This is a genomic window from Pirellulales bacterium (genome assembly GCA_036499395.1).
In the GTDB taxonomy this organism is placed as follows: Bacteria; Planctomycetota; Planctomycetia; order Pirellulales; family JACPPG01; genus JACPPG01.
This window is the reverse complement of the sequence record DASYDW010000088.1, coordinates 1-14,122: the sequence shown is the minus strand read 5'-3', so window position 1 is coordinate 14,122 and position 14,122 is coordinate 1. Positions and strand designations below refer to the sequence as shown.

Here is a 14,122-nt window from a genome sequence, read left to right as displayed (position 1 = left end):
CTGCTGCGGTTGACGGAGCGAATCCTGAACCGAATTCGGCAATTTGTCGGCGCTCCGCAGCAAAAGACTTAGCTGCCAAATTTCCGAGTCGCTCAGTTTCTGGTTGAACGACGGCATGGCGCTGAAACGGATCCCGTTTTTCACTATCCAGTGAATGGTGCCTACCGGATCGTCGGTTACGCCCGTACCTGGCGGAAGCAGGTGCGGCGGGAGCGGATAAAATCCCTTCGCACCACTCGACGCCTGATCCAGCCGTCCGTGACACCCTGCACAAGCCTGCATATATATTTTCGCGCCTGCCAGAAGATTGGTCTCGTCTGCCTGAAGCGGCGATTCGTCGTGGGAACTTTTCCCGATTGAGGCTTCAATGGCCTTGTTTGCAATGAACTGTTCCATTGGCAACGGGCCGCCCTTCGTTCCCATATAGACGCCGCGCGTAGCGAAAAGATAACCCGCCAGCAGGAGAAGACCGGCTCCAATAACCAAGCCAAGGAGAAATTTGACCATAGATCAAGTAATGAGACGGAATCGCCGGGAAAAATAAAGTACTTTCGTGCGCCTCGACCTGCCTTCAAAAATTACGGCGCGGCAAGTAGAGCGAGGCGGCTACAGCGTGGTTACTTCCGCCGGGTGTTTGTGCGACGCGCGCGATTCGTTAGGCATTCGCTCTTTCTACCGAATGGATTTTGACATATTCGGTGAAACGGACACGGGCGTGCGAGACTAACGGCTAGATAATTTCGCTGTTCCTTCGGCGGGCGACATTTGTTTATTCTTCATGACAAACCTTACTGCCCTACTTCGAACTGCCCGGTATTGAACAAAGGATAGGAATATTTCTAGTAAGTCGGAACGAGAAGTAGCTTGTCCTTTCGAACGAGACGGCTATGGCACGAGCCGCTGCCTAGAGCGTGTCGTTGCACGCGTAGCGGGAGACTACGACGATCTTCGTCCCGTGGTCGGGCGCGCTAGTTACCGTCAAGGTGCCGCCCATTTGCGCGACACGCTCGCGCATGCCGATCAGACCAAACCCATCATGGCGATCAGTCGTGGTGAATCCTTCACCATCATCCTCCAGTTCAAGTCGAAGTTCCTTCTTGTTGAAGTTGAGGCGCGCTTCGAATCGGCCGGCGCGAGCATACTTCAATGTATTCGTTAGGGTTTCCTGACCGATCCGCAGCAGGTTCTGCTGCCAAAGCGGAGGAAGATCGCGCGGGTGACCACGCATCTGAAATTTAGTATGAAGCGCGGTGCCGGCAGTGGATTGCCTAATCATCCGCTTGAGCGCATCCCAAAACGATGCGTCTTCCAAGGCTTGCGGCCGCAACGCATGCACTGAGCGACGAGCTTCGACTAAGCTTTGGCGCGCCAGATCGCGGGCGCTCTGCAAATGTTTCTGAGCATCCTTCTTCAGGGCTTTTGCACTCGCGTCCTCGGCTGCTTGCAGCTGAACCACAATGCCGGTGAAGCCTTGCGCCAGCGTGTCGTGAACGTCGCGGGCCATGCGATTGCGTTCTTCGAGTGTTGCGGCTTGCCGGCTCTGGATCGCAAGCATGGCTTGGTGCGCGAGAGCTTGCGCGAGTTCGACCTCAGCTGGCTGGTAAGGCGGCCGTCGGGCGTGGCAGATTGTGATGAACCCTTTGACTTCGCCTCCTACACGCATCGGTAGCCGCAAAATTTTTCGCATTCCTTGAGATTGAAAATACGCTCGCAGAGCATCGCGGATTCGCGGATCGGTGTCGACGTCTTCATAGGCAATCGGAACGCCGCTGAAAAATAGTTCCTGAAGTCCGCCGTCTTCTTTCCAGAAAAGGGGATCCTTCACAAAGGGGTGCTCCGAAGCATGCGGATCAGAGTTGTCTTGTCTAACAGCCGCGCGCAGTACCAGCGAATGAGTCGCGTCGTCTACCAGCCACAACCAAACCGCAACCCACTGACTGCCTAACAAGCGACCCATGGTGCTCAGCATGCGCAGGATGAATTGGTCCGGTGCAGGCGCGGTGGCGAGCACATCCAGACTTTGCACGAGCGCCTCCACCTGTCCGCGCGCGACTTGCTCGGACGCACGGAGAGCCTCCCCCGCTTTTTTGCGTTCTGTGATATCCATTACTGCGCCGATGTATTCAGTGTCGCCGGATTGGCTCACTAAGCATTGACCAATGCTGTGCACATATTTCATCGAGCCTCCTGGGATAAGGAGCCGGTACTCAACTTCAAAATCCCTTTTCTCTCTAATAGCTACCCGCCGAATCTGCTCAACCGTAGGGCGATCTTCCGGATGAATGCGCTCGAGACTCAACGAATACGAGGGTTTCGTTTTGTCTGGATCAAAACCAAAAATGGCGAAAAACTCTTGGGACCAGACAACTTCTCCGCTACCTACGTTCCAGTGCCAACTTCCGGTGTGGCTGAGTCTCTGCGCTTCAGCCAAATAAGCTTCGCTGCGCTCTAGGGCCAGCTTCTCTTCGGCCAACAGGGCTTTTGCCTCCGCTAATTGCGTGTTCCGCTGCTCGAGCTCTTGAGTCCTGACTCGCAGAGCCCCCGCCTGTGCCTGAGCACGTTGCGCGAGATAGACCGTCAAACCGAAGATCGGCGCCATGAGGCACCCGCCACCGAGCACAACGGCAGGTAGGAGAGCGAACGGTGCATTCCCCCCTGCGATGAGGGCTTGCCACAAGCCCACGGTACTCGTGCCGACGGCGATCCCCACGCTGATTGGCAACCACCGCGGGGTGCCGGTCGGGTCCATCTCGACGTGCCACGCCAACGCAAGGATGCCGAACCCGAGGACGGAGAAGCCGACTGCGGTATGTAACGACACGCGTGTGAGGTTACCCCAACCGAACGCATCGCTCGACCCCAGCGCAAAAGCCATGCTCGTTGCCATGCCAACCGCCGCGATGATCGAACCGTTTAGCCCCAACAACAGCGCGACCCGCCTCGATAGGATCTTGGGCGCTAGCAGCAGCCCAATCGAACCCATGGCGAAACAAATCGCCGACACCGGCGCCATGCGTCCCGGGGTCGACAGCTTGACGGTGATATAGGATGGCCCCAGGAGCTCGTCTATTCCGGCATTCACGCGGAACACGTATTCAACGATAGTGAGGACACTCACGATACTGACTATTCCCGTGCACACGATAACCAGCCAACGTGACCTCTGCAGAGCTACCATCAGCAGGGCGACACCACACAGCAGAAAACACACGCTCGCGTTCCGCGTCATGGGGGGCAGTTGTGGCACGAACTGGATGAGCGCGGGTTCGTGAAAGAACCAGCCGACGAGCACAGTCACGCCTAACCCGACGATGAAAACAGCCGAGCCCGCCGCGACGCGCTTCGGCAAAGGCTTTAAATGATCGCTTTCAGTCACTCCAGAGAACCTCCAAATTTCGGATTCAGACATGGCAAATCCTCGAGCGGCTTTTCATCGAGTATAGCTAGAGTTGAAGCAGGCCGCGTTGGTTTGCAGCGGCGATAGCCTCCGTCCGGCTCATCACACGCAGTTTCGTGAACATGTTTCTGACGTGCGACTTCACCGTTGCTTCACTGATGAACAAATCCGAGCCGATCTCCTTATTGCTTCGGCCCTTCGCCAGAAGCTTCAATACATCTATCTCGCGACTCGTTAGGGCGTCACCGCTCACGCGCGCCGCTAGTTTCGCGCCCAATGCCGGCGGAATGCAGGTTCGACCGGCATGCACCTTGCGAATGCAGTCCAGCAATTCCTCCAGCGGCGCATCTTTTAGCAGGTACGCTCGTGCGCCGGCCCGCATAGCCTGGTAGATCTCCTCGTCCGTGTCGTAGGTCGTCTGCACAATCACGCGGGCAGAGACGTCCTCGTCACGTATCTCTCTGATAACGGCCACGCCGTTCAGCTTTGGCATTCGCAGATCAAGCAGAGCGACATCCGGGCGATGCGTCTTCCAAAGGTCGACGGCTTCCCGTCCGTCCGCCGCCTTCGCCACGACCCTCATATCATCCTGCCGGCCGATCGCCGCTGTTAAGCCTTCCAGAATTAGCACATGATCGTCCGCTACCAGCAGGCGAATCTGCTCGCGTTTCGCGGCCTTCGGCTTCCCTCCGCGCCTAACAACAGCGGCTGTGGGGCGCATTTTGTTAGCGGCATCTACGGTCGACCTCTCAGAGAGAAAGATCAAGAATGAAGAAGATCGGTTCCACGATATCAAAAATGCCGGAAACTCGTGAGATGGACGTTTCCCGTTGCGGGCGGATCCAGCAGGTCAGGTTCGTATTCGATGTTGCCGGCAATCAGCGCCGTTTCGCACGTGTGGCAAACCGCGGAGTAGTCGCGCCGTTTTGATCCTTATCGTGTTCGCAATACCTAATCACTGATCCCGAGATGACCGCTAACTCGAAAGAGGTAGCGACGAATAGATCCTCGGTCGCACACGAAAATCTTACGGACGCCTTGTAGCAGCCAAAGAGCGTCGGCCACAGCGTTTTGATATGAAAACGAAGCATTCCCAGGTAGTAGGAGCAGACCGCAGCAAAAGTGACCCCGGGCCGGCTAATCCGATGCTGGACGACCAGAATCGAGATTCCATCTGGCCACCCAGCACGGATTCCAAGAGCCTTGTCGAGACGTTCAAGTATCCGTTCTCCTTCGGCAACAAGCGCACGTATGAAGGCGGATGGTCACGCGAGGTGACGGTGCGGGAGCTTCCTGTTTCCAAAACCATGGCCGGCGTTAACATGAGACTGACCGCGGGGGCATTCCGCGAGCTTCATTGGCACACGGCAGGCGAATGGGCCATCATGCTTTACGGAACAGCACGGATTACGGCCATCGATTTGGACGGCAAAAGTTTCGTCGCCGACGTGGGCAAAAATGATCTTTGGTTCTTTCCGTCGGGAATCCCTCACTCCATTCAAGGCCTTAACCCCGACGGATGCGAGTTCATGCTCGTGTTTGACGACGGTAACTTTTCGGAGTCAGAGACTGTCCTGCTGAGCGACTCCATGGCGCATTTGCCGCCTGAGATATTGGCAAAAAATTTCGCGGTCAAAGCGGAAGCATTCAAGAATATTCCCAAGGGAGAATTGTTCATTTTCGAAGCGGATATCCCAGAATCACTTGAGGCCGACCAGAAAGCAGCGGCGGGCACACGTGGAAAGTCGCCCGAGAACTTTGCCTTTCGCACGATGGAAATGCCGCCGACGAAGAAAACAAAGGGCGGCGAGGCGCGCATCGTTGATTCAAGCAATTTCAAAGCCTCAACCACGGCGATGGCACTTGTCACAGTTCATCCGGGCGGGCTTAGGGAATTACACTGGCATCCAAATGCGGACGAGTGGCAGTACTACATTAGTGGCAAGGGACGAATGACCGTGGTGGCCACAGGCAACAAGGCTCGCACGATGGACTTTCAAGAGGGAGACGTCGGGTACATCCAGAAAACCTTGCTGCACTACATCGAGAACACAGGCGACACGGATCTGGTGTTCCTGGAGACGTTCGGCAAGGTCGATCGTTTTCAAGACCTTTCGTTCTCTGAATGGCTTGCTCATACTCCGCCGGAAGCGGTCATGGCGCACTTGCGCATCGATAAGGCCACTTACGACGCGATCCCCAAGAACGGCGGCGTGATCATGCCATTGTAGAAAGACTCGATCGATTACAAAAAAAATATCCCAGGAGGTTCTAATATGACTACGACATTCACGTCCGAAAAGGACAACCTAGATTGCGATGCGGAGTGCAACAGGAAGCGTTGGCGCCAGCTTATTTTTGGCGTCGTGTGCATGTTCATGATCGCCAACCTGCAATATGGGTGGACCCTGTTTGTTGTACCCCTGCATGAGGCACATGGTTGGACGATCACCCAGATCCAGTTTGCCTTCACTTTGTTCATTGCCTTGGAGACCTGGGGAACGCCGATCGCCGGTTGGATCGCAGACAAGCTTGGGCCGGACTGGGGCCCGCGTGTCGCAATCAGCGCCGGTGGCGCGCTGGTCGCTTTAGGGTGGACGATTGTATCCATGGCGCACTCGCTGCATGTGCTCTATTTCGGCAATGCCGTGGCGGGCCTCGGTGCCGGAGCCGTCTATATGACATGCATCGGGATCGCCGTGAAATGGTTCAAGGACAGCCGCGGCCTTGCGGTTGGCCTGGTCGCGGCTGGCTTTGGCACTGGAGCTGCACTCACCGTCATCCCCATGCGCATGGTGATCGCTGCTAGCGGCTACCAATCGGCGTTTCTCTGGTTCGGACTGGTCCAGGGAGCCCTGATCCTGATCATGGCGCAAGTCATTCGCGCGCCTTACCCGGGAGAGGCACCGGCGGTCAGGGCTGTCAAGGTGAAGCAGACCGGTCACAGCTACACGACTCCCGAGATGCTGCGTCAACCTGTGTTCTGGGTTCTCTACACGTTGCGCCTCATGATGGTTGCGGGCGCCCTGATGGTGATCGCGAATCTCGCGCCGCTGGCGCGTGCCTTTGGGGTTGCCGAATTGGCGCTATGGGGCACGACAACACTGAGCGCAGGGCTGATCTTGGCCAACCTCTCGGACGGCGTTGGACGGCCGTTCTTCGGCTGGCTGGGCGATCGGATCGGCAACACTTCGGCCATGGCGATCTCCTTCGCTGTTGGCGCCGCAGGCTATTACCTTATGAGCGTCACGGGACATCATCCCCTGGGATATGCCGTCTTCGCCGGGGTGATCTTCCTTTGTTGGGGCGCGATTTTTAGTGTGTTTCCGGCAATGAACACCGATCTGTTCGGCCCGGAATACGCGACCGCGAACTACTCGATCCTCTACACTGTCAAGGGTGTCGCAGCGTTCCTGCTGCCGCTTGGGACCCTGCTGGTCACGGCCACCGGTACCTGGAACAGCGTGCTCTTTCTGGCTGCAGGAATCAGCGTGCTTTCTACCATTCTGGTGTTGGCGGTGCTGCGGCCTGCCGAACACCGGCATCACGCTGACGAGCAGGGCCATGCAGAACGCGTTCGGAGGCCGTTTATGCGCGCCACGACGGCGTAATGCCAATGTAGGAAGAAGAGGAAAGCTAACATGGATCGTATTATCAATTTTTTGATAAAGCTCAAAATCCTGAAGAAGGACCTTGACTACCACGTGATTCGGGCGTCGATGGTCGTCATATTTCTTTTCTTTGGATATCAGAAATGGTTTGACTATGAGGCGCAGGCGTTGATTCCCTACATCGGCAACGGCCCCCTCCTTTCCTGGATGTATCCGGTTTTCGGCATCCGCGGGGCTACTTACTTTTTAGGCGTATCGGAATGGTTGTTTGGCGGGCTCTTGCTCCTGGGCTTCTGGAATAAAAAATTGGGAATTCTCGGAGCCCTCGGTTCATGCTTTGCCTTTGTGGCGACGGTCACGATTATCCCGTTTATGCCGGATGGCTGGGCTGCCTCTGCAGGCGGGTTTCCTGCTATGACCGAGAAAGTTGCATTCCTTCTGAAGGATCTCGTTCTTTTCGCTGCATCGTTCTATTTATTAAGACAGGGTGTGCTGAGAGTGTCGTCGTCCAGGAAATATGTGCACGTGGATTTGATAAGCGATGAAGTAACACATAACGGTCCAGCCCGCGTTCCGTTGAGGTCTCCGATCAACAACGTTACAACATCCGTCGTACCTAAACGGAAAGCAGTTTCCAAACCATCTATCACAGCACGCAAATCTGACTCAACTCGCCATCGCGTTAGCGCACGTTGATCCTGGTTCATAAAACAGACACATACACACTGAAATCGACATGACGAATTACAACTACGCGAGCGTACGCGGACGAAAGATTTTTTATCGCGAGGCCGGCAACAAAGATGCGCCAACTGTCGTTCTGCTGCACGGTTTTCCCAGCTCATCGCACATGTTCCGCGATCTGATTCCAAAACTGTCGGATCGCCTCCATGTGATTGCGCCGGACTACATTGGTTTCGGCTATAGCGATGCGCCGAATACGAACGACTTCAAGTATACCTTCGACAATCTGGCGGAGCACGTGGAGGAATTGCTCTTCCGTGTTCTCGGCCTGGAGAAGTTCAGTATCTACGTGCAGGACTACGGCGCGCCGGTAGGCTATCGGATTGCCTCAAAACATCAGGACGCGATCGAAGGCATTGTGGTTCAAAACGGCAATGCGTATGTGGAAGGGATCGGCGAAGCATTTAACCCGATGAAACCGTTTTGGAAGGATCGGAATACCGAGACCGAGAAGCCTGTGCGGGGACTGCTCACGAAGGAGACGACTGTCTTTCAATACACGCATGGCGTTAAGGACCCGCAGCGGATCAGTCCCGATGCCTATACCTTCGACCAATTCCTTCTCGACCGTACGGGCAACGACGCCGTTCAGCTCGATCTTCTTTATGACTATCAATCAAACGTCACACTTTACGACGGCTGGCACGAGTACTTCCGGAACAAACAACCGCGCATGCTCATTGTCTGGGGAACCAACGATCCATTTTTCACAGTGGAAGGGGCGAAAGCCTACCAACGGGACATTCCTCACGCGGAACTGCACCTAATCGATACCGGCCACTTCGCCCTCGAGGATTCGAGCGAGTTTATTGCGGAGCGCATTCGAGAGTTTTTGGAGTAATTCCCGATTTACACCTGTAACACGAGGTCACAAGGAAGGAACGAAACGTGCCATTTCCTGAAAACACCGCGGTAGTTGTGGCCCATGGCGCTTGGGCGGATGGATCGAGTTGGAAGGAAGTCATTCTCGCCCTTAGCAAACAAGGATTGCAGGTTATTGCAGCGCCGCTACCACTCACCTCGCTCAGCGACGATATCACTGCACTGAACCGGACGATCGCCAGGACAAGCGGTCCTGTGCTTGTCGCGGGACACGCTTATGCCGGTGCAGTGATTGCGGCGGCGAATGACGAGCGCGTCAAAGCACTGGTCTATGTGGCGGCGCTTGCTCCTGAAGAGGGAGAGACTGTCGCCCAAGTCTTTTACCGCGATGAAGCGCATCCGCAAGCCCCCAATCTCGCACCTGACGGAGAAGGATGGATCTGGATGCCCGAGGAAGGGTTCTCCAACGCCTTCGCGCATCATGCCACTGCAGATCAAATTGCATTATGCAAAGCGGTCCAGCGGCCAATCTCACTCAAGTGCATCCAGGAGCCGGCTCCGAAGCCCGCGTGGAGATCAAAGCCGTCCTGGTTTCTGATCGCGGAAGAAGACCGCATGATCAATCCCAAAACGCAACGTTTCATGGCCGAGCGAATGCAGGCGCGCACTCATGCGTTTGCCGTCGACCATACGCCCTTACTCACTGCGCCGGAAAGAGTCGTGGAGGTCATCATCGCCGCTGCACAAGAAACGCTCTCGTACCCCACCGACCGTGAAGTTCCGCGCTCCTTGTCAACTTTGTTCGATATCTCAATCCGTCTAGAAAGGTGAAACATCATGAACCAATCCGTTGCAATCGTCACCCGACGCAGGCCAAAGAATCGGCAGGGCTACACCGGTCCGGCTGGCACGACACCCCTACCGTGGCTAATCTCCTTATTCGTTAGGCGACGCCACCACAATCTTTTAAAAGGAATCTGCACGCTTGAATTACTAAACGGTGAGCGGTGGCAGCGATGGGTTCCCATACCAATTCGGATGATCCTTGGTGTGGGGTTCATGGTCCATGGATGGGCCAAGTGGAGTCGTGGGCCAGCGGCCTTCGCCGAGCTTTTGAAACAGGCTCACGTGCCACTGCCTCTCGCTAACGCCTGGCTGGTGACCTTGCTGGAGATTTGTGGCGGCCTGGCTCTTCTAATCGGGGCATTTGTCGCCATCGTAAGTGTTCCACTAATCCTTTCGATGCTGGGCGCGATGTTTACCGTAAACATCAAGTTCGGCTTTAGCGCCGTGAACACAATCGGCCTCACCCCTGCGGGGCCCCAATTGGGCCCGCCTGGTTACGAAATCAACCTGCTATACATCGCCTGCCTGGCGGTGCTTATCCTCGGCGGCGCGGGCCCTTTGTCGATTGATGCGCTGCGAAGTCGCCAACGGCAGCGGCGTTTGCGAGTAGCCGCCTAACCAATCGAGCTAAACTAACTGGAACAATTCAAAAGTCCAGTGCCGACTATAACGTAAGTGGCGATTACCGTCCGACAACTTTTAGGCGCACTGGCTTCTTATTCCGGTAAAGAAAGGGAAAATAATCGAGCAGTGATTGATTCAATGCCTTTCTACCTCGAAAGAGGGAGCGCACATTAGGTCTGAATTGGCAGCCCGAAATCTGACTCATGTGCCGTCGCCAGCGATGATTCATAACCGACCGTCAACTTACCATGAATGCAATGAAAGCCGCCGATTCCGCCGCTGTAACTCCAATCGACAAATTATCGCAGACGGAAACCGATCGCCCTCACCGAAACGAGATTAACGCCGCGGGTGAACCGGAAAAATATGACGTCCTTGTGCTCGGAGCCGGCACGGGGGGTAAATTAATAGCATGGACGATGGCCAAAGAAGGTAAGCGAACGGCCTCGATCGAGCGGAAGTACATCGGCGGAGCGTGTCCAAATATCGCCTGCCTGCCAAGCAAGAACATCATTCACAGCGCGAAGGTTGCTTCCCTGTTCGCACGGCATCAGGAATTCGGGATGGAAACTGGACCGGTTAGGGTAAATATGGCCGGCGTTTTCGAGCGAAAACGAAAAATGGTCGAGGGCTTGATCAAAGTCCATCTCGATCAATACAAGGAATCCGGAGCTGAATTGATTTGGGGGAATGCTCGATTCATCGGACCGCGTACTCTCCAGGTCGCTCTGCGCGACGGCGGCGAGCGCACACTTACCGGTGAGCGCGTATTCGTGAACGTCGGAACCCACGCCGCGATACCAGACATACCTGGACTGGTGGAGGCTAAGCCGATGACGCATGTCGAGGTGCTCGACCTGCAGCGGCTTCCCGAACATCTGATCGTTCTGGGCGGCGGCTACGTGGGGCTGGAGTTGGCGCAGGCCATGCGCAGGTTTGGTAGCCGCGTCACATTGATCGCTCGCGAGCCGCAGCTTGCGCCAAAAGAGGATGCTGATGTTGCGCAAGCGATACTGGAATTATTCCGCGACGAGGGAATCGAGGTTCTGCTGCGTACGCAAGTTCTGAGTATCAAAGGTATTTCGGGAGAGCGTGTAGAACTGCAGGTTGAAGACGAAGCCGGCACGCGAACCATAGAAGGAACGGACATTCTGGCTGCGCTTGGGCGTGTCCCGAACACGCAAGGAATCGGCTTGGAAAAGGCGGGAATTGAAGTCACTGAGCGTGGGCATATCCGAGTGAATGATCGCCTGGAAACAACGGCGCCGAATGTATGGGCTGTAGGAGAATGCGCCGGGAGCCCCTATTTCACCCACGTATCCGAAAATGACTTCCACATCATTCACGCGAATCTGAACGGAGGTAACCGCAACACGCGCGACCGCCTGGTTCCTTACTGTCTCTTTATTGATCCACCGCTGGGTCGCGTTGGCATCAACGAGTCACAGGCTTTGGCAAACAACATCTCGTATCGAGTGGCGTCACTGCCGATGGATGCTGTATTCAGACCGCATACTCTCTCTGAGACGCGCGGATTTATGAAGGTTATCATCGATGCGCATAGCGATCGCATTCTCGGGTTCTCTGCTTTCGGCCCGGAAGCAGGAGAACTAATGGCTAACGTTCAGGTCGCAATGCTGTCAGGGGCGCCATACACGCTGTTGCGAGATGCCGTGTTCACTCACCCCACCATGAGTGAGGGCTTGGGAATGTTGTTTGCCCGTGTGCCCAAACGACGTGAGGCGGCGGTCGAGAAACGCGATCATGCGCGAGTCGGCCGATAGGAATCAGACCAATGAGCGGAAGAATGAGAGCTAATGCCGTAAGTGCGCTTGGCAACCTACCCTTCCATTGGCCGGAGTACCTAATGGAAGCTGGCGAGTTGGCTTTGTATATGTTTGCTACGTGCACGTTTGCGACCTTATTACAACATCCTGCCTCACCGGTCCGGCACTTGATCGTCAATGGCTTTTATCGCCGTGCGGTTATAGGATTAGGCATGGGCGCGACGGTCGTCGCGATTATCACCTCCCCGTGGGGTAAGCAGTCCGGAGCTCATTTCAATCCAGGAGTGACGCTGACGTTCTATCGATTGGGAAAAATGGACTTCTCGGATGCGGCGTTCTACGTCGCCGCACAATTCCTTGGCGGCATTGGCGGTGTTGTGATCGCCACGCAATTACTGCGAGGTGCGCCTGGTCACGCCGCGGTGCACTATGCGGTGACACTTCCTGGCAGGTATGGCAACGCTATCGCCTTTATTGCAGAAATGACGATTTCTTTTATTCTGATGATCACGGTGCTGTTCGTGTCCAATCGCGAAAACATCGCACGATACACACCGTACTTTGCCGGCGGACTTGTCGCTATATACATGATCTTTGAATGGCCGCTATCCGGGATGAGCACGAACCCGGCACGAACGTTTGGTTCAGCCTTTTCCGCCAGCTATTGGCACGCGCTTTGGATCTATTTCACTGCGCCTCCGTTAGGCATGCTCGCCGCCGCAGAGATTTTTCTTCGGCTTCGCGGAGGGGTCAGTCCCATTTGCGCGAAGCTGTACCACGCGAATAGCACACGCTGTATATTTCACTGCGGATATCGAACAGGGCGCTCGCGATTCTTAACTCAAAGTCCCTCATTCTGACCGGCGCCGCGGTTGCCCAATCACCGCTGTGGCAAAAGCCATCCACAGCACTGATCACAGGTGGCACATGAGACGGAATCGCCGGGAAAATAAAGGACTTTCGTGCGCCTCGACAGAGCGAGGCGGCTATAGCGTGGTTACTGTTTCGAAAGTTTCGTTTCTTCCTGCAACAGCGTTTTCACATTGGCCAGGATGAAGCGAGGATCAAGCGTCGCCGAACTGTAGATGTTTCGTATACGACCTTTGCGATCGATGAGAAAGACTCGCAGGATGTGGTACAGCGGACCTTGCGCGTCGTTGGGATTCGAACGCTTGTCCACTGCCTGGCCGCCGTGGCGGATCACTCGTCACTCGTCACTGCCTTTCATAAACGAATCTCGCCAACGGCTGTCAAACCTTGCGTGCGGGACCTCGCCGATCATCTCCTGAAAAACAAGAACGCGTTGATGCAATTGGCCCCCGTGCCGCTTCGCATAGTCATGGGAGTCGGCTTCATCGTTCATGGCTGGGCCAAATGGAGCCGCGGCCCGGCCGGGTTTGCAAAATTGCTGCAACAAGTCGGCGTTCCCCTCCCCGACTTCACAGCCTGGGCAGTCACATTCCTTGAATTGGCAGGCGGCTTCGCTCTAATCATTGGCGCATTCGTCGCGATTGTCAGCATCCCGCTGATCGTTTCCATGTTCGTGGCAATGATCACCGTCAACGGGCGGTACGGGTTCAGCGCGATCAAAACCATTGGTCTTAACGAAAATGGTCCGGTCTTCGGTCCGCCCGGCTATGAGATCAATCTGTTATATATAGCCGGCTTGCTCGTTCTCGTTCTGATCGGCGCTGGTCCGTTGTCGATCGACCGATTGTGGAAATCAATCTCCCCCGCAAAATAGATCGCGACGAGTTTCATTCGAGTGACTCTCCTCACTTTGTTTTGTCCTCACCAAGCTTCTTGAGTATGTCCAACACGGCGCTGCAAATCTCGGCGCGGCGCTGCTCCGTATCGGACCAGGACGACAAAGGCGCCGCGTGAGAATCCAGCATAGCCAACGCTTTTTCGACGTACTGTCGTGCCAGGTCCTTCTGTCCGCTTGTGAAATAAGCATCGGCGAGGTTGAAGTGCGCATCGGCAGAGTTCGGATACGCCAGAAGATTTAGCTGAAAAATCTCAATCGCATTCTTGATGTCTACCGCACGCTGATAATCCTCACCGATGATGTCCCCGGCAGCCTCCGGCCACAACTGCGCCTGCGGATCTTTTTTTCGAGCTTCTACCAGTTGCTGCTTTACCTGCACCGCTCCGCCGGGAGTCTGAAGTTGATTCAGGATCGACGCCGATGCCAGACCGTCGGCTGGCGCGTGACCCGGTGTCTTGATCAACGTAGTAACAAACCAATGGACGATGATGCCGGGTAGCTCGGGGTGCACCTGAAACATATC

Annotated in this window: 14 protein-coding genes; 9 read left to right on the top strand and 5 right to left on the bottom strand. The window is 55.6% G+C overall.

The window, feature by feature from the left end; translation table 11 throughout:
* The 3 genes from VGN12_16410 to VGN12_16400 form a co-directional block, all read right to left on the bottom strand.
* Window positions 1–507: cytochrome c (locus VGN12_16410; GenBank protein HEY4311036.1), on the bottom strand; the 507-nt coding region annotated here is incomplete at its 3' end.
* Window positions 508–904: 397 nt separating this feature from the next.
* The gene (locus VGN12_16405) at window positions 905–3,409 is read right to left on the bottom strand and encodes a histidine kinase (protein ID HEY4311035.1); all 2,505 of its coding nucleotides are present in this window, start codon (window positions 3,407–3,409) and stop codon (window positions 905–907) included.
* Window positions 3,410–3,443: 34 nt separating this feature from the next.
* Entirely contained in the window at window positions 3,444–4,118 is a 675-nt protein-coding gene (locus tag VGN12_16400; protein ID HEY4311034.1) for a response regulator transcription factor, read from the bottom strand.
* Window positions 4,119–4,473: 355 nt separating this feature from the next.
* On the opposite strand from VGN12_16400, the gene VGN12_16395 reads away from it, so the two are divergent.
* The 8 genes from VGN12_16395 to VGN12_16360 all read left to right on the top strand — a co-directional run bounded on the left by VGN12_16395 (window position 4,474) and on the right by VGN12_16360 (window position 12,691).
* On the top strand, window positions 4,474–5,628 hold the full coding sequence (locus VGN12_16395) for a cupin domain-containing protein (GenBank protein ID HEY4311033.1): 1,155 nt from the start codon (window positions 4,474–4,476) through the stop codon (window positions 5,626–5,628).
* Window positions 5,629–5,673: 45 nt separating this feature from the next.
* Entirely contained in the window at window positions 5,674–7,008 is a 1,335-nt protein-coding gene (gene oxlT, locus VGN12_16390) for an oxalate/formate MFS antiporter (protein HEY4311032.1), read from the top strand.
* Between the two features lie 30 nt (window positions 7,009–7,038).
* Window positions 7,039–7,704 carry a DUF417 family protein gene (locus tag VGN12_16385; protein HEY4311031.1) on the top strand — a complete coding sequence of 222 codons (666 nt, stop codon included), beginning with the start codon at window positions 7,039–7,041 and terminating at the stop codon, window positions 7,702–7,704.
* Between the two features lie 40 nt (window positions 7,705–7,744).
* Complete coding sequence (locus VGN12_16380; GenBank protein HEY4311030.1) at window positions 7,745–8,593, top strand: alpha/beta hydrolase; 849 nt, start codon at window positions 7,745–7,747, stop codon at window positions 8,591–8,593.
* A 47-nt stretch (window positions 8,594–8,640) separates the two neighbouring features.
* Window positions 8,641–9,405, top strand: coding sequence for an alpha/beta hydrolase (locus tag VGN12_16375; GenBank protein ID HEY4311029.1), 765 nt, complete (start codon window positions 8,641–8,643; stop codon window positions 9,403–9,405).
* A 6-nt stretch (window positions 9,406–9,411) separates the two neighbouring features.
* Complete coding sequence (locus tag VGN12_16370; protein ID HEY4311028.1) at window positions 9,412–10,038, top strand: DoxX family protein; 627 nt, start codon at window positions 9,412–9,414, stop codon at window positions 10,036–10,038.
* A 263-nt stretch (window positions 10,039–10,301) separates the two neighbouring features.
* Window positions 10,302–11,828: an FAD-dependent oxidoreductase gene (locus VGN12_16365; protein ID HEY4311027.1), complete on the top strand. Its 1,527-nt coding sequence runs from the start codon at window positions 10,302–10,304 to the stop codon at window positions 11,826–11,828.
* Between the two features lie 83 nt (window positions 11,829–11,911).
* Window positions 11,912–12,691, top strand: coding sequence for an aquaporin (locus VGN12_16360; GenBank protein ID HEY4311026.1), 780 nt, complete (start codon window positions 11,912–11,914; stop codon window positions 12,689–12,691).
* Between the two features lie 137 nt (window positions 12,692–12,828).
* Here the strand turns inward: VGN12_16360 and VGN12_16355 are convergent, their stop codons facing one another.
* Window positions 12,829–13,035 (bottom strand): hypothetical protein, encoded by a 207-nt coding sequence (locus tag VGN12_16355; GenBank protein HEY4311025.1) that lies wholly within the window; start codon window positions 13,033–13,035, stop codon window positions 12,829–12,831.
* 57 nt (window positions 13,036–13,092) lie between these two features.
* Between VGN12_16355 and VGN12_16350 the strand changes: the two genes are divergently transcribed.
* Complete coding sequence (locus VGN12_16350) at window positions 13,093–13,575, top strand: DoxX family protein (protein ID HEY4311024.1); 483 nt, start codon at window positions 13,093–13,095, stop codon at window positions 13,573–13,575.
* Between the two features lie 31 nt (window positions 13,576–13,606).
* Here the strand turns inward: VGN12_16350 and VGN12_16345 are convergent.
* Window positions 13,607–14,122: hypothetical protein (locus tag VGN12_16345; protein ID HEY4311023.1), on the bottom strand; the 516-nt coding region annotated here is incomplete at its 5' end.

Coding starts and splice junctions, on each gene's coding strand:
- oxlT (HEY4311032.1), top strand. CDS start 5,674: ATGACTACGACATTCACGTCCGAAAAGGACAACCTAGATTGCGATGCG.
- VGN12_16385 (HEY4311031.1), top strand. CDS start 7,039: ATGGATCGTATTATCAATTTTTTGATAAAGCTCAAAATCCTGAAGAAG.
- VGN12_16380 (HEY4311030.1), top strand. CDS start 7,745: ATGACGAATTACAACTACGCGAGCGTACGCGGACGAAAGATTTTTTAT.
- VGN12_16405 (HEY4311035.1), bottom strand. CDS start 3,409: ATGTCTGAATCCGAAATTTGGAGGTTCTCTGGAGTGACTGAAAGCGAT.
- VGN12_16365 (HEY4311027.1), top strand. CDS start 10,302: ATGAAAGCCGCCGATTCCGCCGCTGTAACTCCAATCGACAAATTATCG.
- VGN12_16360 (HEY4311026.1), top strand. CDS start 11,912: ATGGAAGCTGGCGAGTTGGCTTTGTATATGTTTGCTACGTGCACGTTT.
- VGN12_16370 (HEY4311028.1), top strand. CDS start 9,412: ATGAACCAATCCGTTGCAATCGTCACCCGACGCAGGCCAAAGAATCGG.
- VGN12_16395 (HEY4311033.1), top strand. CDS start 4,474: ATGAAAACGAAGCATTCCCAGGTAGTAGGAGCAGACCGCAGCAAAAGT.
- VGN12_16400 (HEY4311034.1), bottom strand. CDS start 4,118: ATGCGCCCCACAGCCGCTGTTGTTAGGCGCGGAGGGAAGCCGAAGGCC.